The 18402-nt window shown below is 70.0% G+C and carries 18 protein-coding genes; 12 read left to right on the top strand and 6 right to left on the bottom strand.

The window, feature by feature from the left end:
* Nucleotides 1–107 precede the first annotated feature (107 nt).
* The 4 genes from OG959_RS05670 to OG959_RS05655 form a co-directional block, all read right to left on the bottom strand.
* A complete protein-coding gene (locus OG959_RS05670; protein ID WP_326657015.1) occupies nt 108–1544 on the bottom strand; it encodes an exo-alpha-sialidase in 1437 nt (478 codons plus the stop codon).
* Nucleotides 1545–1612: 68 nt separating this feature from the next.
* Entirely contained in the window at nt 1613–2911 is a 1299-nt protein-coding gene (locus tag OG959_RS05665) for a GDSL-type esterase/lipase family protein (protein ID WP_326657014.1), read from the bottom strand.
* 15 nt (nt 2912–2926) lie between these two features.
* Nucleotides 2927–3928, bottom strand: a complete 1002-nt coding sequence (locus OG959_RS05660; protein WP_326657012.1) for an acetylxylan esterase — start codon at nt 3926–3928, stop codon at nt 2927–2929.
* Between the two features lie 174 nt (nt 3929–4102).
* Nucleotides 4103–4822: a FadR/GntR family transcriptional regulator gene (locus OG959_RS05655; protein WP_148021591.1), complete on the bottom strand. Its 720-nt coding sequence runs from the start codon at nt 4820–4822 to the stop codon at nt 4103–4105.
* Between the two features lie 169 nt (nt 4823–4991).
* Here OG959_RS05655 and OG959_RS05650 point away from each other — a divergent pair, with 169 nt between their 5' ends.
* From OG959_RS05650 to OG959_RS05630, 5 genes are all read left to right on the top strand, one after another.
* Entirely contained in the window at nt 4992–6587 is a 1596-nt protein-coding gene (locus OG959_RS05650; RefSeq protein WP_326657011.1) for an ABC transporter substrate-binding protein, read from the top strand.
* 221 nt (nt 6588–6808) lie between these two features.
* Nucleotides 6809–7759: an ABC transporter permease gene (locus OG959_RS05645; protein ID WP_326657009.1), complete on the top strand. Its 951-nt coding sequence runs from the start codon at nt 6809–6811 to the stop codon at nt 7757–7759.
* 1 nt (nt 7760) lies between these two features.
* A complete protein-coding gene (locus OG959_RS05640) occupies nt 7761–9731 on the top strand; it encodes a dipeptide/oligopeptide/nickel ABC transporter permease/ATP-binding protein (RefSeq protein WP_326657007.1) in 1971 nt (656 codons plus the stop codon).
* The gene (locus tag OG959_RS05635; protein WP_326657005.1) at nt 9728–10735 is read left to right on the top strand and encodes an ABC transporter ATP-binding protein; all 1008 of its coding nucleotides are present in this window, start codon (nt 9728–9730) and stop codon (nt 10733–10735) included. The genes OG959_RS05640 and OG959_RS05635 overlap by 4 nt, the downstream gene beginning before the upstream one ends.
* Complete coding sequence (locus OG959_RS05630) at nt 10732–11667, top strand: dihydrodipicolinate synthase family protein (protein WP_326657003.1); 936 nt, start codon at nt 10732–10734, stop codon at nt 11665–11667. The genes OG959_RS05635 and OG959_RS05630 overlap by 4 nt, the downstream gene beginning before the upstream one ends.
* Before the next feature lie 73 nt (nt 11668–11740).
* Here OG959_RS05630 and OG959_RS05625 read toward each other — a convergent pair whose 3' ends face one another.
* Nucleotides 11741–12634 (bottom strand): chaplin, encoded by an 894-nt coding sequence (locus tag OG959_RS05625; protein ID WP_326657002.1) that lies wholly within the window; start codon nt 12632–12634, stop codon nt 11741–11743.
* Nucleotides 12635–12994: 360 nt separating this feature from the next.
* Between OG959_RS05625 and OG959_RS05620 the strand changes: the two genes are divergently transcribed.
* From OG959_RS05620 to OG959_RS05595, 6 genes are all read left to right on the top strand, one after another.
* Nucleotides 12995–13396, top strand: a complete 402-nt coding sequence (locus OG959_RS05620) for a rodlin (protein WP_148016803.1) — start codon at nt 12995–12997, stop codon at nt 13394–13396.
* A 287-nt stretch (nt 13397–13683) separates the two neighbouring features.
* Entirely contained in the window at nt 13684–13917 is a 234-nt protein-coding gene (locus OG959_RS05615) for a chaplin (RefSeq protein ID WP_442805539.1), read from the top strand.
* A gap of 442 nt (nt 13918–14359) precedes the next feature.
* Nucleotides 14360–14650 (top strand): hypothetical protein, encoded by a 291-nt coding sequence (locus OG959_RS05610; protein WP_326656999.1) that lies wholly within the window; start codon nt 14360–14362, stop codon nt 14648–14650.
* Nucleotides 14651–14836: 186 nt separating this feature from the next.
* On the top strand, nt 14837–15247 hold the full coding sequence (locus OG959_RS05605; protein WP_326656997.1) for a rodlin: 411 nt from the start codon (nt 14837–14839) through the stop codon (nt 15245–15247).
* A 221-nt stretch (nt 15248–15468) separates the two neighbouring features.
* Nucleotides 15469–15663: a hypothetical protein gene (locus OG959_RS05600; RefSeq protein WP_326656996.1), complete on the top strand. Its 195-nt coding sequence runs from the start codon at nt 15469–15471 to the stop codon at nt 15661–15663.
* Between the two features lie 108 nt (nt 15664–15771).
* Nucleotides 15772–16182, top strand: coding sequence for a rodlin (locus OG959_RS05595; RefSeq protein WP_326656994.1), 411 nt, complete (start codon nt 15772–15774; stop codon nt 16180–16182).
* A gap of 125 nt (nt 16183–16307) precedes the next feature.
* On the opposite strand, the gene OG959_RS05590 is transcribed toward OG959_RS05595, so the two are convergent.
* On the bottom strand, nt 16308–16808 hold the full coding sequence (locus OG959_RS05590) for a DUF5949 family protein (protein ID WP_219573855.1): 501 nt from the start codon (nt 16806–16808) through the stop codon (nt 16308–16310).
* 364 nt (nt 16809–17172) lie between these two features.
* Here OG959_RS05590 and rsgA point away from each other — a divergent pair, with 364 nt between their 5' ends.
* Nucleotides 17173–18357 carry a ribosome small subunit-dependent GTPase A gene (gene rsgA, locus OG959_RS05585; protein WP_326656991.1) on the top strand — a complete coding sequence of 395 codons (1185 nt, stop codon included), beginning with the start codon at nt 17173–17175 and terminating at the stop codon, nt 18355–18357.
* Nucleotides 18358–18402: the final 45 nt, after the last annotated feature.

Genomic DNA, 18402 nt, shown 5'->3' with positions numbered 1-18402 from the left:
GTCCGCCACCGCCCTCTCCGTCACTGTGCGTGGCGCCCATTGAACGGGGTGGCGGCAGCCTGCGTCCAACCGCCGCGTGGCGGCTGGACGCAGGGCCATCCTTCGGGCTACGGAGTGACCGTCACCGTCGCACTGCCGGAGGCCTGCTTGCCGTCCGCCCGGTAGGTGGCGGTCAGCGTGGCGTTCCCCGAAGCGCCCGCCGGCACGGTGACCGGGACCTTGACGTTGGCGCCCTCACCCGGCCTCGTCGCGGGGAACGCGGTCTGCTTGGCTGTCCAGCCGCTGGGCACGGTCAGGTCGACGGTGCCCGCGCTGCGGGTCACGTCCATCCGGTTGACGACCCGGACCGTCACCTCCGTGGCGGTGCCCGCCTTGAGGGTCGCCGGCGGGGTGATCGTGATGTCGGCGCAGGTGCCGCCGAGCCACTTCAGGTCGAACGAGTCGTACGTGATGTGGTCGACGCTGCCGCGCTCGTACAGCAACCCGACCCGGCCGCCCGGCAGCCGGGTCATGGTCGAGTAGGCCGCGGCGCCCGCGTCGACCACCTTCTTGATCGGCCAGGTCTTCCCGTTGTCGCAGGACATCTTGACCGTGAGGTTCTTCCGCGACGTGGCCTCGGTGTTGCTGAACAGCAGCCAGGACGACTGCGGGTCCGAAGCCGCGGCGTCGGGGGCGTACCGCATGACGGAGCCGTTGTTCGCCGGGTCCGGGAGCTCGGTGTCCTGGACGAACGGGGTATAGGTGACCCCGCCGTCCGAGGAGTACGCGATCGTCCGGTACGGCGCCGAGCGGTTGTTGAGCATGATCGTGCCGTCGTTCAGCTCGACGGTCTTGTTCTCGTCACCGCCGGGCCCGACGGGGGTGCCCGTCTTCCAGGTCGCGCCGTGGTCGTCGCTGTAGGCGCTGACCGCGTAGTTGGCCCCGTTGTTGCGGATGGCGTACTGCTGGATCAACCGGCCCTTGTGCGCCCCGTTGCGCAGCTGGATGCCCTCGCCGGACGACGCGAACATCCCGCCCCAGGCCGGGTTCTTGACCTGCTTGGTGATCCGGCGGTGGGTCCAGGTCAGGCCGTCGTCGTCCGAGTAGCTGTAGTCGGCCTGCAGGACGTTCGGGTCGCTCTCGTCGTTGCCGGTGGCCGAGCCGAAGAAGCCCTGGTTCACCCCGGCCGCGTAGAACAGGAAGATGCGGCCGGTCGTCCGGTCGACGAGCAGGCTCGGGTCCCCGTAGCCCTGGGGTGCGGGGTCCTTGCGGACCACCTGCTGCGCCTGCCAGGTCGTGCCGCCGTCGGTGCTGCGCCGCAGCACGACACCGATGTTGGACGGCAGGTCGCCGAGCGTGGGCCGGGCGTCGTACGCCGCCAGCACGGTGCCCTTGACCGAGGTGGTCAGGGCCGGGATGCGGTAGAAGGGGGACCCCACTCCGACGTTGGTCAGGTCCTGGGAGGTGAGCGTGCCGGGGGCGGGTGACGCGGCCTGCGCGGTGCCCGTCGTGGTGGCCACCAGCAGGGCGGCACCGAGCAGGGCGACAGGGACGGTTCTCTTCATGGACGATCTCTCTTCTCGGAAGGGGTGGGGCTTCTCGAAGGGTGGGAGATGGGGGAGAGGCGCCCGGGCTACGGGATGCTCAGGGAGCAGACCGCGCTGCTTGCCTCGTAGATCCGCAGGTCCTTGATCATTTTCAGGGCGATGCGGTGGTGGCCCCGCTCGTCGGGGTGGAGTCCGTCGCTGAGCAGGGACAGGGGGACCTGGCCGCCGTTGCCGCTCAGCCAGTCGTTGTATTGGTCGACGAAGACGGCCTTCTCCTGTGCGGCGACCTCGCCCATGACCTGCGCGTACTGCGAGAGATTCACCCGGCCCGGCCACTTCGCCGGATCCACCGGATTGGGCGACTGGAGCACCGGCACCGGAGAGCCGGGCAGGGCGCGTACGGAGCGCACGAGCGAGACGAGATTGGCCCGGTAGGCGTCGAGGCCGAGTCCGGCCGTCGCGATGTCGTTCGTACCGATCATGAGGGAGACGACGTGCGGCGAGAAGGCGGTGACCCGTTCGCCGAACCGCGCCACCAGTTCGGCGCTGGTCGCGCCGCTCACTCCGGAATCGACCATGAAATCGCGGTTCTTCGGCTTGCCCAGCTCCCAGCGCACCCGCTCCATCCAGTGCTCCGGGTAGCTGCGCCGGCCATGGGTGTGCAGCGCGCCATGGGTGATGCTGTCACCGGTGACGACCCAGGTGGCAGGGGTGTTGCTGTTGAGGATCGTGGAGATCCGGCCCAGGTCGGCGAGATCGGGGCGGGGGCTCTGCGCGACCAGTTCGGACTCGCTCAGCACCCGGTCCCAGACGGCGGCCCGCTCGATGGTGCCGGTGCAGAACCACTCGCCGCCGGGGTGGTCGCTGTCGGTGTTGCGCCCCAGCGCGAGGGCGCTCAACCGGGAGACGTTCCCGAAGAAGGAGTGCTGCGCCGTCTCGAACACGGTGCGCCCGCCGGCGGACAGCCTGGTGCCCGACCCGTCGACCGTGACGGCGACGGTGTGGCGCAGACCGTCGTCGTACCGTGTCCTGGTCATGACGTTAATAAGGACCGCGCCCTTCTCGCGTACGGAGAACTGAAGGGCGCCGCCGCTCAGGCTCAGCGTGATGTTGGAGGAGGGGGCGGTGGGATCCGAGGCGCTGAGCAGCGTCATCGCCTCGTTGTGACTCGTGGTGCGGAAGGTGACGACGATGGTTCCCGTGGTGAGCGGGGCGAGTAAGCCGGTCCGGTTCGACAGATCGACGTACTCGCTGCCGTCCAGGTCAACCGGGGTGTCGCGGTCCAGGACCGGGCCGCTGCCCGGGGTGGCGGCGAACGCGCGGCCGCCGAGCTGGGTGCTCAGGGCTGCCGCGCCTGCGGCGAAAAGCATGGATCGTCTGCGCACGGAAGGTGCCTCCGGTCAGGAGTGGCAGGCCTGCCCCGACGGCAGGCCTGCGAACAGGGAGGCCACCCAGGCCAGTTGCTCCCGCTGCTGGTACTCCGCGCCACCCTCGTGCCCGTTGAACGCGTAGATCGTCACGTCCTTGGGCCCGGCGTAGCCGTTGTAGGCGGTGAAGCAGGTGGAGGGCGGGCAGATGTCGTCCATCATCGCGATGGAGAACAGCGCGGGGGCGGTGGCCCGGGTGGCGAGCAGTGCGGCGTCGAAGTACGACAGGGTGGAGAAGACCGACTCGGTCCGGTCGCGGTGGAGTCTGAGGTACTCGGCGATCTCGGTGAACGGCGGCCGCCCCGAAATCTCGGCCCCGCGGCGGAAGTTGCAGAGGAACGGCACGTCCGGCATCACCCCCGCCAGCCCGGGCACGAGCCCCGAGACGGCCAGCGCGATTCCGCCGCCCTGGCTGACGCCGGTCACCACGATCCGCTCCGGATCGATCTCGGGCCGGTCGCGCACCGCGTCGACACAGCGCACCGCGTCGGTGAACAGCCGCCGGTAGTAGTACGTTTCGGGGCTCTCGATGCCCCGGGTGAGGAAGCCGGGTACGACTCCGGCCGCGCCGCCGTCCGGATCGGCGGTGTCGCCGCCCGCGGCCGACCAGCCCTGGCCACGGGTGTCCATGAGCAGATGCGCGTAACCGGCCGAAGCCCAGAGCAGGTTCTCGTGCGCCAGGCCCCGTCCGCGGCCGTAGCCCAGGAACTCCACGACGCAGCCGAGCGGTTGGCTCGCCCCGGCCGGCATCCGCAGCCAGCCGCGCACCGGCTGCCCGGCGAAGCCGGGAACCGTCACCTCGTACGTACGGACCTGGGTGAGCCCGGTCTCCACCGCCGTGAACGAGGGCTTGTCCGCCGCACAGGACCGGGCCTCGTCCAGGGTCCGCGACCAGAAGGCGTCGAAGTCCGCCGGAACGGGAAGTGTCGGCCGGTAGTCGCGGCAGTCCGCGAGCGAGAGGTCCGTGAACGGCATGGAGGTGCCCTCCTGGGGGCGCGGCGGGAAGTGCCGGGTGCGAGGTCTGCACCGGTCATCAGACGGATGACGTCAGATGTCCTGTCGGCACACGGACCCTAGGCACCCACTGAGGGGGGCGTCAAGGGTCCGTCCTGCCGGTCGCGCCGGCTGCGGAAGATGCGGGCGGGTGGCTCAGCCCCGGGCGCGGGCCTCGGAGATCCGGCGCCTGACCGGGGCGTAGTGCTCGCCGAGCGCCTTGATGAACCCGTCGATGTCACCGGCCCGGGCGGCGTCCACGATGGCCTGGTGGGCGGCGATCGTCTCCGTCTCGTCGCTGTGGGTGAAGCCGTCCAGGTGTGGCGCGACGATCGCGTACACGTCCCAGAACGCCATCGAGAGCTGCCCGATCAGATCGTTGTCGAGCGGGGCGACGAGCAGGGCGTGGAAGGCGCGGTCGGCGGCGACGAAGCCGTGCCCGTCCTGGGCCCCGGTCGCCCGCATCGTGGCCACCAGGCCGTCCAGGGCGTCCAGCTGCTCCGCGGTGAGCAGCGAGACGATCCGGTCGGCCCGCCCGCGCTCGAAGAGCTCGCGCACATCGACCAGGTCGGACATCACCTGGAAGTCGTCGTCGGGCGAGAGCAGGCCTCGGAAGGTGAGGCTCTCCACCAGGGCGGACAGGCTCAGCCGGCCGACGTAGGTGCCGTGCCCGTGCCGGACCTCCACGATGTCCAGCGCGTTGAGGATCTTGACGGCCTCGCGGACGCTGGAGCGGCTGGCGCCGAGCGCCTCGCAGAGAGCGGGCTCCGTGGGCAGCGGGTCTCCGGGGCGAAGCCTTTTTTCGAGGATGTACCGCTTGATGCCGTCGACGACTTCCTGCCGGAGCAGCTGTCGCCCGGGCCTCGTTCCGGACATATGTGAACTCCCCACCTCTTGACCCCCATCGATTGTCACGCTACGTTCCCACGCTATCAAGGCATCAGACATCTGACGTCTGATGCGTGAGGTTCCACGGTCCCCGTGAACCTGTGCCGGACCCACCGTTCTTACCCCTGACGCCCCACCTCAAGTCCCTGGAGGACCCGTGCCCGAGCTGAGATCAGCCGGTGTCGAGCGCCGCACCTTCCTGCGTTACACCAGTGCCGTCGGTGCCGCGGCCGCCCTCACGGCGGGCCTTTCCGCGTGCGGCGGGCCGTCCTCGACCTCCAACGGCTCGACGGGAGAGGGCGGCGACACCGGTCTCATCGAGGCCGGTATGTCCTACCCGCTGTCGACGGGCTTCGACCCGATGATCACTTCGGGTGCGACGCCGTACGCCGCCAATATGCACATCTTCGAGGGGCTGGTGGATCTCGATCCGGTGACACTCGTGGCACGGCCCGCGCTCGCCACCGAGATGCCGAAGAAGATCAACGCGACCACCTACCACGCCACGCTGCGCAAGGGCGCGACCTTCCACGACGGCTCGGCCGTCACCGCCGACGACGTCGTGTTCAGCTTCGAGCGCATCCTGGACCCGAAGAACGCCTCGCTGATGGCGCAGTTCGTGCCCTTCATCGACTCCGTCGAGGCCGTCGACGCCGGCACGGTCGAGTTCAAGCTCAAGTACCCCTTCGCGCTCTTCCCGTCCCGCATCGCCGTGGCCCGGATCGTGCCGAAGAAGATCGTCGAGCCCGACCCGAAGGCCTTCGACGCCAAGCCCGTCGGCACCGGTCCGTACAAGTTCGTCTCGGCGACCCGCGAGGACAAGATCGTCTTCGAGAAGTACGAGAAGTACAACGGCGCGCACCCCGCCAAGGCCAAGAAGATGATCTGGCGCCTGATATCGGACCAGTCGGCCCGCGTCAGCGCCATGCAGTCCGGCCGCGTCCAGGCCATCGAGGACGTCCCCTACATCGACGTGAAGGGGCTCTCCGCCACGGCGAAGACCGAGTCCGTCCAGTCCTTCGGCCTGCTCTTCCTGATGTTCAACACCGCCGACAAGCGGTTCGCCGACAAGCGGGTCCGCCAGGCCCTGCACTACGCGCTGGACACCGAGAAGATCATCAAGACCGCCATGGTCGGCAACGCCACGGCCGCCACGGGCTACGTCCCCTCGACGCACCCCGACTACCACAAGGCCGCCACCGTCTACACGCACGACGTGGCCAAGGCGAAGAAGCTGCTCGCCGAAGCAGGGGTGAAGGATCTCAAGTTCACCGTCCTGACCACCGACACCGGCTGGGTCAAGGACATCGCCCCGCTGATCAAGGAGAGCTGGGCCGCGGCCGGCATCGAGGCCACCCTCGGCATCGCCCAGTCCGCCGCCCAGTACGCCAAGGTCGACAGCGGGGACTTCGAGGTACTCGTCGCCCCCGGCGACCCCTCGGTCTTCGGCAACGACGTGGACCTGCTGATGCGCTGGTTCTACTACGGCTTCTGGCCGGAGAACCGCTACGGCTGGTCCAGGACCGCCGAGTACAAGAAGGTCAAGCAGCTCCTCGACAAGGCCGCCCAGGCCGGCGACGAGGCGACCCGCAAGCAGCTGTGGGGCCAGATCACCGACGTCGTCGCCGACGAGGTCCCGCTCTACCCGATCCTGCACCGCAAGCTGCCCACCGCCTGGAACGAGAAGGGCCTGACCGGCTTCAAGCCGCTGCCGACCACCGGCCTCTCCTTCCTGGACGTCGCCCGCGCCTGACCGGCCCGTGCTCCGAGGGCCGTACGGCAGCCCCCGCGCAGGCCACCGTACGGCCCGGCCCCCACACCTCCCGCCCGGATCGCACCGGACCCGGTCCGCCCCGGACCGGACGGGAGCCGCAGAACGGCGCCGCCCGCCGCGCGCCCGAAAGCCCGGTCCGGAACACCGGACACACCCGGTGTCCTGGACCGGATGACCGCCCAACCGCAAGGAACCCGACGATGGTTGCTTTTCTCCGGCTCGCGCTGCGCCGCGTCGCGATGATGCCGGTGATGATCCTCGGTATCGCGTTGCTCGTCTTCGTGGTGCTGCAGTTCTCGCCGGTCGACCCGGCCTACAACGCGCTCGGGGAGAGCGCCACCCCTGAGGCCCGGGGGGCCTTCGCCGAGGCCAACGGGCTCAACGACCCGCTGCCCGTCCGCTACTTCCACTTCCTCGGCCAACTGATCCACTTCGATCTCGGGTCGACCGTCCCGCCGAGCCAGCCCGTGATCGACCGGATCACCGCGGCTTTCCCGCTCACCCTCCAGCTCACCGTCCTCGGGCTCGTCATCGCCATCGTCCTCGCCGTCCTCGGCGGCGTCCTGGGCGCGATGTACCGCGACCGCTGGCCCGACCAGCTCTTCCGGGTCCTGTCCATGGCCGGGGTCGCCATCCCGTCCTTCTGGCTCGGCGTCCTGCTCATCCAGCAGTTCGCCCTGAACACCCAGATCTTCCCGACCGGTGGATACACCAACATCGCCGACTCGTTCGGCGGGTGGCTCGAGACGATGATCCTGCCCGCCGTCTCGCTCGCCGTGCCGGTCGCGGCCTCGCTCGCCCGTCTGATCCGCACCTCGATGGTCACCGAACTGGACCGGGACTACGTCCGCACCGCCCGGGGCAACGGCCTGCCGGTCTTCCTGGTCATCCGCTCCGTGCTGCGCAACGCGCTCGTCACCCCGCTCACCGTGCTCGGCGTCAAGGTCGGCTACCTGCTCAGCGGCGCCGTCGTCATCGAGGCGATCTTCGACCTGCCCGGCATGGGCAAACTCATCCTCGAAGGTGTCACCGGCGGCGACATCGCCCTGGTCCAGGGCACCGTGCTGACCATCGCCATCGCGTTCCTGGTGGTCAACGTCATCGTCGACCTGCTCTACCTGCTGGTCAACCCGCGCATCAGGACGGTGTGACATGTTCGCCACGGGCCGTCTGGCCAAGAAGCTCTCCCGACCGGGCGTCGCCTTCCGCGCCCTCCCGGTAACCTCCCGCGTCGCCCTCGGCGTACTGATCGTCGTCGTCCTCGGCGCCGTACTCGCCCCCCTGCTCACCCAGGACCCCCTGACCACGGGCACCCCCGTCCAGGCCCCGAACGGCGAACACTGGTTCGGCACCGACCGGGCCGGACGCGACGTGTTCGCCCGCGTCCTGCACGGCTCGCGCTACTCGCTGGTCATCGGCCTCGGCGCGACCGCCTGCGCCCTGGTGGCCGGGGCTCTGCTCGGCTCGTTCGCCGCCACCTCGCGCAAGCTCGGCGACGAGTCCGTCATGCGCACCCTCGACGTCGTCATGTCGTTCCCTCCGATCGCGCTCGCGGCCGTCCTCGTCGCCGTGTTCGGCACCAGCATCCCGGTGATCATCTTCACGATCGCCTTCGTGTACACCCCGTCGCTGGCCCGTGTGGTCCGCGCCAACGTCCTCTCCCAGTACGGCGAGGACTACGTCGCCGCGGAGAAGGTCATCGGCGCCCGGCGCGGCTACATCGTGCTCAGGCACGTCGCCGTCAACTGCATGGCCCCGGTCATGGTCTTCGCGACCGTCATGGTCGCCGAAGCCATCATCTTCGAGGCCAGCCTCTCCTTCATCGGCGCCGGTGTGCAGGACCCCGACCCCAGCTGGGGCAGCGTCCTCGCCTACGGCCGGCAGATCCTCCTGGCCGGCGGCTGGTGGGCCACCTTCTTCCCCGGCCTGGCCCTGCTGATCACCGTCCTCGCGCTCAACATCCTCTCCGAGGGCCTCACCGACGCCTCCGCCGCGCCGGGGAGCGCCCGCGCCGCCGCCGACCCCACCGCCACCACCGCACCGGACCCGGTCGAGGCCGCCGCCACCGTCGACATCGACGCCGCCCTCACCAAGCTCGCCCGGCACATCAACGCCACCGAGCCCACCATCACACCGGTCCGCGCGGACGCCGACGAGCTCCTCGTCGTCCGTGACCTGGCGATCCGCTTCCCGGACCGCTACGGCGAGATCCCCGTCGTCGACAAGCTGAACTTCACCGTCCACGAGGGCGAGACCCTCGGCCTGGTCGGCGAGTCCGGCTGCGGCAAGTCCATCACCAGCCTCGCCGTCATGGGCCTCCTCGCCCGCAACGCCGAGGTCAGCGGCGAGATCCTCTACCGCGGCCGGGACCTGCTGAAGCTGCCGCCCAAGGAACGCCGCGCCCTGATGGGCCCCGAGATCGCGATGGTCTACCAGGACGCGCTCTCCTCCCTCAACCCCTCCGTGCTCGTCGGCACCCAGCTCAGGCAGCTGACCTCACGCGGCGGCACGAAGACGCCCGCCGAGCTCCTGGAGCTCGTCGGTCTCTCGCCCGAGCGAACCCTGCGCAGCTACCCGCACGAGCTCTCCGGCGGTCAGCGCCAGCGCGTGCTCATCGCCATGGCCCTGTCCCGCAGCCCGCGCCTCCTGATCGCGGACGAGCCGACCACCGCCCTCGACGTCACGGTCCAGGCCCAGGTCGTCGAACTCCTCATCCGGCTCCGCGACGAACTCGGCTTCGCCATGGTGCTGGTCTCGCACGACCTCGCCCTCGTCGGCGACCTCTCCCACCGCGTCGCCGTGATGTACGCGGGACGGCTCGCCGAGGTCGGCGACACCCGGTCGGTCCTCACCGACCCCACCCACCACTACAGCCGCGGACTCCTCGGCTCCGTGGTCTCCCTGGAGGCCGGCGCCGAGCGGCTCCACCAGATCCGCGGCGTCGTGCCCGCGCCCCAGGGCTTCGGCGCGGGATGCCGCTTCGCCGGCCGCTGCGGCGCGGCGACCGACCTCTGCCGCACCACCACCCCCGCGCTCACCGGGCGCGGCACCGCGAAGGACCACGGCTTCGCCTGCCACCACCCGGCCGACGCCGCGAAGAAGCTGGAAGGGAGCGCCCTGTGATCAGGCTCAACGGCGTTCACGTACGCCACAAGGCACGCAGCGGAGGTCTCTTCAGCCGCGACGCCGTCCACGCACTGACGGACGCCACGCTGGAGGTCAAGCGCGGCGAGATCGTCGGCCTGGTCGGTGAGTCGGGCTGCGGCAAGTCGACGATGGCGCGAGTGCTGACCGGACTGCAGAAGCCCACCGAGGGCGAGGTCACCTTCCACGGCAAGGACCTGTGGGAGATGTCCGGAGCCCAGCGGCGCGACGACTTCGGCTCCGCCGTCGGCGTCGTCTTCCAGGACCCGTCCACCGCGCTCAACCCACGGCTCACGGTCCGCCAGATCCTGCGCGACCCCCTCGACGTGCACCGCCGAGGCACCCGCGAGGAGCGCGAGGCCCGTGTCGAGGAACTCCTCGACCTGGTCGGCCTGCCCGGACACACCCTGGCCGCGCTGCCCGGACAGCTCTCCGGCGGTCAGCGCCAGCGCGTCGCCATCGCCCGCGCCCTGGCCCTGGAACCCGAGCTGATCGTCGCCGACGAGCCCACCTCCGCGCTCGACGTCTCGGTCCGCGCCCAGGTCCTCAACCTTCTCGTGGACCTGCGCGAACGCCTCGGCCTCGGCATGGTGTTCATCTCGCACGACATCCAGACCGTGCGCTACCTCGCCGACCGCATCGCCGTCCTCTACCTCGGCCGCATCGTCGAGGAGGGGCGCGCCGCCGACGTGGCGGGCAGCCCCCGCCACCCGTACACCGAAGCCCTGCTCTCCGCCACACCCAGCCTGCTGGAGACGACGGAACGCATCGTGCTCACCGGCCCGGTGCCCTCCGCGACCAATCCGCCGCCCGGCTGTCCCTTCAGCACCCGTTGCTGGAAGGCCGACGACGCGTGCTCCACGGTCTTCCCGGCGGAGACCTTCGGGTCCGGTGAACACCGCTGGCACTGCGTCCACCCCCAGACCCCCGCGTCCCCCTCCGGGGACCCGACCCCCGTACCGTCCGCAAGGAGCACCGCATGACCGCCCGAACCCCCCGCTACTCGGGAGTGATCCCGCCCGTCGTCACCCCGCTCACCGCGGACGGCGAGCTCGACCGCCCCTCTCTCGAGCGAGTGGTGGAGCACCTCCTCGACGGCGGTGTCACGGGGCTCTTCGCCCTCGGCAGCTCCGGCGAGACCGCCTACCTGACGCCCGGCCAGCAGGACGAGGTCATCAAGGTCATCGTCTCGGCGGCCGCCGGCCAGGTGCCCGTCATCGTCGGCGCCATCGAGACCACCACCAACCGTGCGATCGAGCGCGCCCGGAGCGCGGCCACGCTGGGCGCCGACGCCGTCGTCGTCACCGCGCCGTTCTACACCCGCACCAGCGACCAGGAGATCGACCGGCACTTCCGCGACGTCGCCGCCGCGATCGAACTGCCGCTCCTGGCGTACGACGTACCGGTCTGCGTCCACAGCAAGCTGACCCCGGAGCTGCTTCTGCCGCTCGCCGCCGACGGCGTGCTGGCCGGTGTGAAGGACTCCAGCGGGGACGACGGCTCGTTCCGCCGGCTGGCCATCGGCGCCCGCGAACTGCCGGACTTCTCCGTCCTGACCGGGCACGAGCTGGTCGTCGACGCGATGATGCTCGGCGGCGCCGACGGCTCGGTCCCGGGCCTCGGCAACGTCGACCCGCACGGGTACGTCCGCCTCCACCAGGCCGCGGTCACCGGCGACTGGGCGGCGGCGAAGGCCGAGCAGGACCGTCTCGTCGCGCTCTTCGACATCATCCGGGCCGCCCGCCCCGGCACCGCGTCCGCCACAGCGGCCGGACTCGGTGCGTTCAAGACCGCGCTGATGCTGCGTGGGGTCATCACCACCAACGTGATGAGCCCGCCGATGCGCCGGCTGGACGCCGCGGAGACGGCGGCGGTCGCCGACTGCCTCGACCGTGCGGGACTCTCCCGGGTCTGACACCCGGACATGAGAAGGTCCGGCCGGACAGCTTCGTGCTGTCCGGCCGGACCTTTTCGTGTGCGGGGCTACGTCACTTCTGCGCGGCGCGGCTGCGGCGCATCAGCAGGCCACCACCGAGCACGAGGGCGGCACTTGCGCCACCCGCGATGCCCAGGTTGTCGTTGGCACCGGTGTGCGCCATCTGCGGCGGCTTGTGGTGCTTGGGCGGCGTGTGGTGCCAGGTGTGGGTCGGCGGGTTGTGCGGGTGCCACGTGTGGGTCGGCGGGTTGTGGGTCGGCGGGTTGTGCGTGGGCGGGTTGTGCGTGGGCGGGTTGTGGGTCGGGGGGTTGTGGTGGTGGCTGGGAGGGCAGTTGTGGTCGTGGTGGTGCGGGGGCTTCGGCGGCTTCGGGGGCTTCGGCGGGTTGTGGTGGTGCCCGGGCGTGCAGGTGCAGTCGTGGTCGTGCTCGTGGTGGTGCTTCGGCGGCTTGTGGTGCGTCGGGGGCTTGTGGTGGTGCGGCGGCTTCGGGGGCTCCGGGGTGTCGACACCGCCACCGCCCGACTCGTTCTCGCACTCGTTGCCGAAGGCGGGGTTCAGCGCGCCGATCACGTTGACCGTGTTGCCGCAGGCATTGACCGGAATGTCGACCGGGGCCTGGATCAGGTTGCCCGACAGCACGCCGGGGGAGTTGGCGGCGACACCGCTCGCCTCCGCTCCCTGGGAGCCCCCGCCCTCGTAGCCGCCGTCCTCGTTCTCGCACTCGTTGCCGAACGCGGGGTTCAGCGCGCCGATCACGTTGACCGTGTTGCCGCAGAGGTTGACCGGGATGTGCACAGGCACCTGCACCGCGTTGCCCGAACCCACACCGGGCGAACCGATCGCGGCACCGTCGGCCGAGGCGTCGGCGAACGCGTAGCCGCCGGAGGCGGTCAGGATGCCTGACGCCGCCGCCATGACGAGCACGCTTTTACTCAAGGCTTTTCGCATGGTTGCCCTTCCTTAGGACATTACGCGCGGGCGGTATTGACCCGCATTTCATTCATCAGGCGGTCCATCAACCGTCGGGCCTGCCATTCGTGCTGGGCGGGCGTCCCGTCGGGCGAGCTTGACGACACCCATAACGACGCAAAAGCGAGCGGGAAACGTGGAACCAGTGAGAATCCTGTGACCACTCGGACGGAGTACGTATATGTGTTCGTCCGGCGTTTTCGTTTCGTGTTGGCCGGGCTTTTTCGCACGGGCGTCCGTGCGTCCCAGGCATTCGAGTGAATGGGGATAACCAAACGTCCGGAAGCCGGTTGGTCAGTGCGCTCCGGTACGGGGCATCCAGTACGAGAAGGGTTCATCGTGATCAAGAAGGTCCTGGCTACGGGCGCCGTCGCCGCCTCCATCCTCGGTCTCGGCGCGACGCAGGCGATGGCCATCGGTGACGCCGGCGGCACGACCTCCGTCAACGGCAACGGTGCCTCGCAGTCGTTCGGCAACGCCGAGACGCACGGCGACGGCAGCCCGCAGTTCGGCCTGGTCCAGGGCTCGCTGAACAAGCCCTGCATCGGCCTGCCGGCCAAGGCCAACGTCGGTTCGCTGATCGGCCTCATCCCGATCGCGGTCCAGGACGTCAACGTCCTGTCCTCCCCGCAGAACCAGCAGTGCACCGAGAACTCCACCCAGGCCAAGGGTGACGAGCCGCTGTCGCACATCCTGTCGGGCATTCCGGTTCTCTCCGGCAACGGTGCCGGCAACAGCTGATCCAGCTGTCAACAGGCCCGGGCCTTCGGCGTTTCCCGACCGGTGGCCCGGGCCTGCTGCTGCCCTTCTCGGGTGCGCCCGGGAAATCGGGCCCGACCTCGGCGTAACAGCACGTGAGCGGAACTGTGTCATTCGGGCGGATTCAGAAGAATCTCCTCGATGAAGGGTTTCGCTTACCGGCTCAAATCGTTACGAATTACAGCGGCGGAGTTACGAGCGATCAGGACCGCGCTCGTGCGGCACGAAAGTCGTGGCCGCTCCGGACTCCGTCGAAGAAAGGGTTGAAAGTGAAGTACACCAAGATCGCCGCCGTCGCCGCCGGAACCCTCATGGCGATGGGTGCCGCCGTTCCGGCCTTTGCCGACTCCGGTGCCGAAGGCGCGGCCGTGCACTCCCCGGGCGTCCTGTCCGGCAACCTCGTGCAGGTTCCGGTCCACGTTCCGGTCAACGTCTGCGGCAACTCCGTGAACGTCATCGGGCTGCTGAACCCGGCCTTCGGCAACACCTGCGCCAACGTCTGATTGACGCTCGCCGAATCCGTTCGGCGCCGGTCTGCCCCGGATCGCATTCCCTGCGATCCGGGGCTTTCCTCTTTTCTGCGTTCCGTCCCGGGAGTTCGCAGCCCTCCTCGATGCGGCGGAACGGCCGAAGGCCTCCCGCCGGCCCGGGGCGCGGTGCGCCGGCGGCTGGGGGCGGACATCCGGGCGGGCGCGCGGGACGGAGTACCGACAGTGCACCACCGATGCGTGTCCGGTGTCCCCCCTCGCACTCGAATCGGTGAATAGTCATGCAATTTTCCGAAGTCTCGGGAAAGCGGTCGGGAGAAAAGCGGGGCTGTCCAGTTGCCCGGTCGCAATCGGATCGTTACCCCAGAGAGAAAGCGGCAGAAGTCACAGCTAAAGAAGGCTGGTGCGGCGCGGGGACGCGACCGAAACGGATGCCGCTGCAGAAGGGAACCCGAAAGTGAAGTACGCGAAGACAGCTGCGTTCGTTGCCGGTTCCGTGGTCGCTCTCGGAACGGCTGCTCCCGCCTTCGCCGTTACCAACGCCACGGCCCCCAGCTTCAGCCTCGACGGCGGTGTCAACCAGGTGGTGGCCGCGGCTCCGCAGGCCGTCGACCCGGTCGTCGACACCGTCGGCGGTGCCGCCGAGTCGCTGCAGAAGGACGGCACGGTCACCAAGGTCGCCGACCAGGCCACCGGTGCCGCCAAGGGTGCCGCCCCGCTCATGGGCGGCCTCCCGCTCGGCGGCTGACCCGTCCCCACGACGGCGGTTCCCGCCTCGTCGCGAGGCGCGCGATTCTCCGGTGCCGCGCATTCCGTGACCGTACGGATCGCGGAAACACCGTTCGAGTGAAGCGCCACAACCATTTCCGCCACCGCGAGTTGATCAGGTCGCTCCGGACAGGCGGGCAACAGAAAACCCCAGAAGGGCTTTTTCATGATCAAGAAGATTATGGCCTCGGCAGCCGTCGCTGCTTCGATCGTCGGCGTCTCCGCCGCGGCCGCCCCCTCGGCCATGGCCATCGGGAACGAAGGGGGCACCACCTCGGTCAACGGCAACGGCGCCGTGCAGTCGTACGGCAACTCCGCCACCCACGGTGACTGGAGCCCGCAGTTCGCGCTCATCCAGGGCTCGCTCAACAAGCCCTGCATCGCCCTGCCGGCCAAGGCCAACGTCGGCTCGCTGATCGGTGCCGTTCCGATCGCGGTCCAGGACATCAACGTCCTGTCCTCCCCGCAGAACCAGCAGTGCACCGAGAACTCCACCCAGGCCAAGGGTGACGAGGCTCTGTCGCACATCCTGTCCGGGATCCCGATCCTGTCCGGCAACGGCGTCGCCAACGACTAGTCGTTCCCGGGGCGCCGGCGTTTCCCGAGGCGCCCGAGCTTCCTGGATCACCCGTGGGGCCGACCCGTCCTCGTGGCAGCCGGAGTTCCGGCCGCCCGGACGTGTCGGCCCCACGTCGCGTGCCGAGGCGCGGCCGGACGCTCCCCCGAAAGGGCGGGTCCGCTGGGCCGGTTGCCGTAGCGGCGGCGCAGGCCCACCGCCGTACCGGGTAGGGCCCCCTCATGGACCAGTACGACAGTCAACGACGGCGGGACCCGCATCGGTACCCGCAGGACGGCACACCGATCTACGACCGCCTCCTCGCCGAGTGGCAGGCGGCGGCCCGCGGCGACGCGGCACCGCCGGGCGGCGCGGAGGCCGGACCGCCCGGGGCCGGAGGCCTCGTCCCCGGAGCGCGTACCTCCGGCGAGAGGTAACGAACTTGGGCCGGATCGAACCCATTTGAGTGGAACCGCGGAACCGAAGCCTCCGTAAGAGGTTGATCAGTACGTTCCAGAACGGAACGCTCCGAAAGGTGAAGCGTGATGAAGAAGATGATGGCCGGCGCAGCAGTGGCCGTGTCCCTGGTCGGTATCTCGGCCGCCGCGGCCCCCTCGGCCATGGCGATCGGGAACGAAGGGGGCACCACGTCGGTCAACGGCAACGGCGCCGTGGACTCGTTCGGCAACAGCGTGACCCGGGGTGACGGCAGCCCGCAGGCCCAGCTCGTCCAGGGCTCGCTGAACAAGCTCTGCGTCGGAGCTCCGGTCAAGGCCAACGTGGGTTCGCTCGTGGGCATCCTCGTGCCCGTCGCGGTCCAGGACATCGACGTCCTGTCCTCGCCGCAGAACCAGCAGTGCGCCGACAACTCCACCCAGGCCAAGGGCGACGAGGCCCTCTCGCACCTGGTGAACGGCATTCCGGTCCTCTCCGGGAACGGCATCGGCAACAACTGATCCCGGACACACACCGCGGGCGGCCCGGAAGGTACCGGGCCGCCCGCGGTGCGTGGGTGGGGCGCCGAGCGCGCGGATGCCCACCGCTCCACGGGGGGCGGTGGGCATCGTCGTGCGGGGGACGGTCAGCCCAGGCTGCGTACCGGAAGGACACAGTGGGCGGAGCTCGCGATGACCTCCGGGTCGCCCGCGAAGAGGCGCAGCTCCTCCTCGCCCACCGGGAGCCCCGGCGCCCCCTGCGGCCACGGCCGGGTGGCGAACATCGCGTGCACCTCGCCCTGTGCGGTGGCGGCCGCCAGCCACTGGGGCGGCACGGGGTACTGGGCCTTGAAGTGAGGCAGTGTCAGGACGGCCTGGCCCGCCTGGACGAGGAGCTTCACCGGCAGGCCGGGCGTCTCGTCGGCGCGCACCGTGCCGCCGCCGGCCGGGAGCCCGCAGCGGTCCAGGGCGATGCGCATGGCGGCCTCGCCGACCGCGGGTCCTTCCGATCCGTCGCCCAGCGAGTAGGCGAGCAGGAAGGCGACATCGTGCCCGTCGTGGGGGTGCTCGCCGCTCCAGCCGATCAGGATGAGCGTGCCCAACTGGGCCTGGGTGAACGTGCCGGGGGCTGTCTGGGGGGAGGTCATGTCCGGCACCCTAACCGTCCGCGACCGGTCGATCTCCATGCGTATCACCCGATCGAGGGAGGGCATGTGATATTCCGGCCGAAGGACTCCGTTCCGGCGCAGCGTTCCGGCGCACCGTGATAAATCCGTTGACGCCGCCCGGCCACCGCGGGCTATCGTGTGCGGCGTGACGGACGGCGGAGAAGACCGCCGCTGTCGGACCGTGCGTGAATCCGGAGGTGAGGACATTGATGACTGTCGCCGCGATGGGCGCTGCCCACAAGCCGAAGAGCATCGTTCCCACCCCCGTGGCCGCCGGCTGACCTTCCTCAGATCCTCCGCGCCGTAGCGCGCACCGCCGGGGCCACCCTGTGAAGGGTTTCCCTTGTCTTTCCCGTCTTCCTCTTCCTCTTTCTCTTCCTTCTCCACTCTTCAGGGCTCCTCGCCGTCGCACCCCCTGTCCGCCTACGGCTGGGACGACGACTGGGCGGCCGAGTTCGCCCTGTATGCCGAACAGGGGCTGCTGCCGGGCCGCGTGGTGCGGGTCGACCGCGGGCAGTGCGACATCGTCACCCCGCAGGGCACGGTCCGTGCGGACACCGCGTTCGTCGTGCCCCGTGACCCGATGCGGATCGTCTGCACGGGCGACTGGGCGGCCGTCGACCCCGACGGCGACCCGCAGTTCGTCCGTACGCTGCTGCCGCGGCGCACGGCCTTCGTCCGCTCGACCTCGTCCAAGCGTTCCGAGGGCCAGGTGCTCGCCACCAACGTCGACCACATCGCCATCTGCGTCTCGCTGGCGGTGGAGCTCGACCTGGGCCGGGTGGAGCGGTTCCTCGCCCTGGCCATGTCCAGCAGCGGCGGCGACGCGCTGCTCCGCGACACGGCATCGGCCGGGGACGGCGTTGCCGAGACCCTCGTCGTCCTGACCAAGGCCGACCTGGTCCCGGACGCCGTGACCCTGTCCCATCTCGTCCAGGACATCGAGCGCCTCGCGCCGGGCGTGCAGGTGCTGCCCGTCAGCTCCGCCACCGGCGAGGGCGTCGACGTGTTCTCCGCGATCGTCTCCGGCGGTACGAGCGTGCTGCTCGGCGCCTCCGGCGCGGGCAAGTCCACGCTCGCCAACACCCTGCTCGGTCACGACGCGATGGAGGTGCGGACCACGCGTGACGTGGACGGCAAGGGCCGGCACACCACCACGACCCGCAACCTGCTGGTCCTGCCCTCCGGCGGCGTACTGATCGACACCCCGGGACTGCGCGGGGTCGGCCTGTGGGACGCGGAGACAGGCGTCGGCCAAGTGTTCTCCGAGATCGAGGAGCTGGCCGCGCAGTGCCGGTTCCAGGACTGCTCGCACGCCGCCGAACCGGGCTGTGCGGTGCTGGCGGCGATCGAGGACGGAACGCTGCCCGAGCGGCGCTACGACAGCTACCGCAAGCTGCTGCGCGAGAACCAGCGCATCGTCGCCAAGACCGATGCCCGGGTCCGGTCCGAGATCCGCCGGGACTGGAAGCGCAAGGGGGCCGAGGGGCGGGCCGCCATGGAGGCGAAGCGGGGCCGCGTGCGGTAGCCGGAGCCCCTGGTCGGCGTCCGAAAACCGCGAGTGCGGCCGGGT

Source organism: Streptomyces sp. NBC_00385 (assembly GCF_035917155.1).
In the GTDB taxonomy this organism is placed as follows: Bacteria; Actinomycetota; Actinomycetes; order Streptomycetales; family Streptomycetaceae; genus Streptomyces; species Streptomyces poriferorum.
The sequence above is the reverse complement of the archived record's forward strand: the minus strand, read 5'-3'. Positions and strand labels throughout refer to the sequence as shown.

Bases quoted from the DNA above. Each gene is read 5' to 3' on its own strand.
- OG959_RS05670 (WP_326657015.1), bottom strand. From the start codon at position 1,544: ATGAAGAGAACCGTCCCTGTCGCCCTGCTCGGTGCCGCCCTGCTGGTG.
- OG959_RS05660 (WP_326657012.1), bottom strand. From the start codon at position 3,928: ATGCCGTTCACGGACCTCTCGCTCGCGGACTGCCGCGACTACCGGCCG.
- OG959_RS05655 (WP_148021591.1), bottom strand. From the start codon at position 4,822: ATGTCCGGAACGAGGCCCGGGCGACAGCTGCTCCGGCAGGAAGTCGTC.
- OG959_RS05645 (WP_326657009.1), top strand. From the start codon at position 6,809: ATGGTTGCTTTTCTCCGGCTCGCGCTGCGCCGCGTCGCGATGATGCCG.
- OG959_RS05640 (WP_326657007.1), top strand. From the start codon at position 7,761: ATGTTCGCCACGGGCCGTCTGGCCAAGAAGCTCTCCCGACCGGGCGTC.
- OG959_RS05630 (WP_326657003.1), top strand. From the start codon at position 10,732: ATGACCGCCCGAACCCCCCGCTACTCGGGAGTGATCCCGCCCGTCGTC.
- OG959_RS05625 (WP_326657002.1), bottom strand. From the start codon at position 12,634: ATGCGAAAAGCCTTGAGTAAAAGCGTGCTCGTCATGGCGGCGGCGTCA.
- OG959_RS05605 (WP_326656997.1), top strand. From the start codon at position 14,837: ATGATCAAGAAGATTATGGCCTCGGCAGCCGTCGCTGCTTCGATCGTC.
- OG959_RS05600 (WP_326656996.1), top strand. From the start codon at position 15,469: ATGGACCAGTACGACAGTCAACGACGGCGGGACCCGCATCGGTACCCG.
- OG959_RS05595 (WP_326656994.1), top strand. From the start codon at position 15,772: ATGAAGAAGATGATGGCCGGCGCAGCAGTGGCCGTGTCCCTGGTCGGT.
- OG959_RS05590 (WP_219573855.1), bottom strand. From the start codon at position 16,808: ATGACCTCCCCCCAGACAGCCCCCGGCACGTTCACCCAGGCCCAGTTG.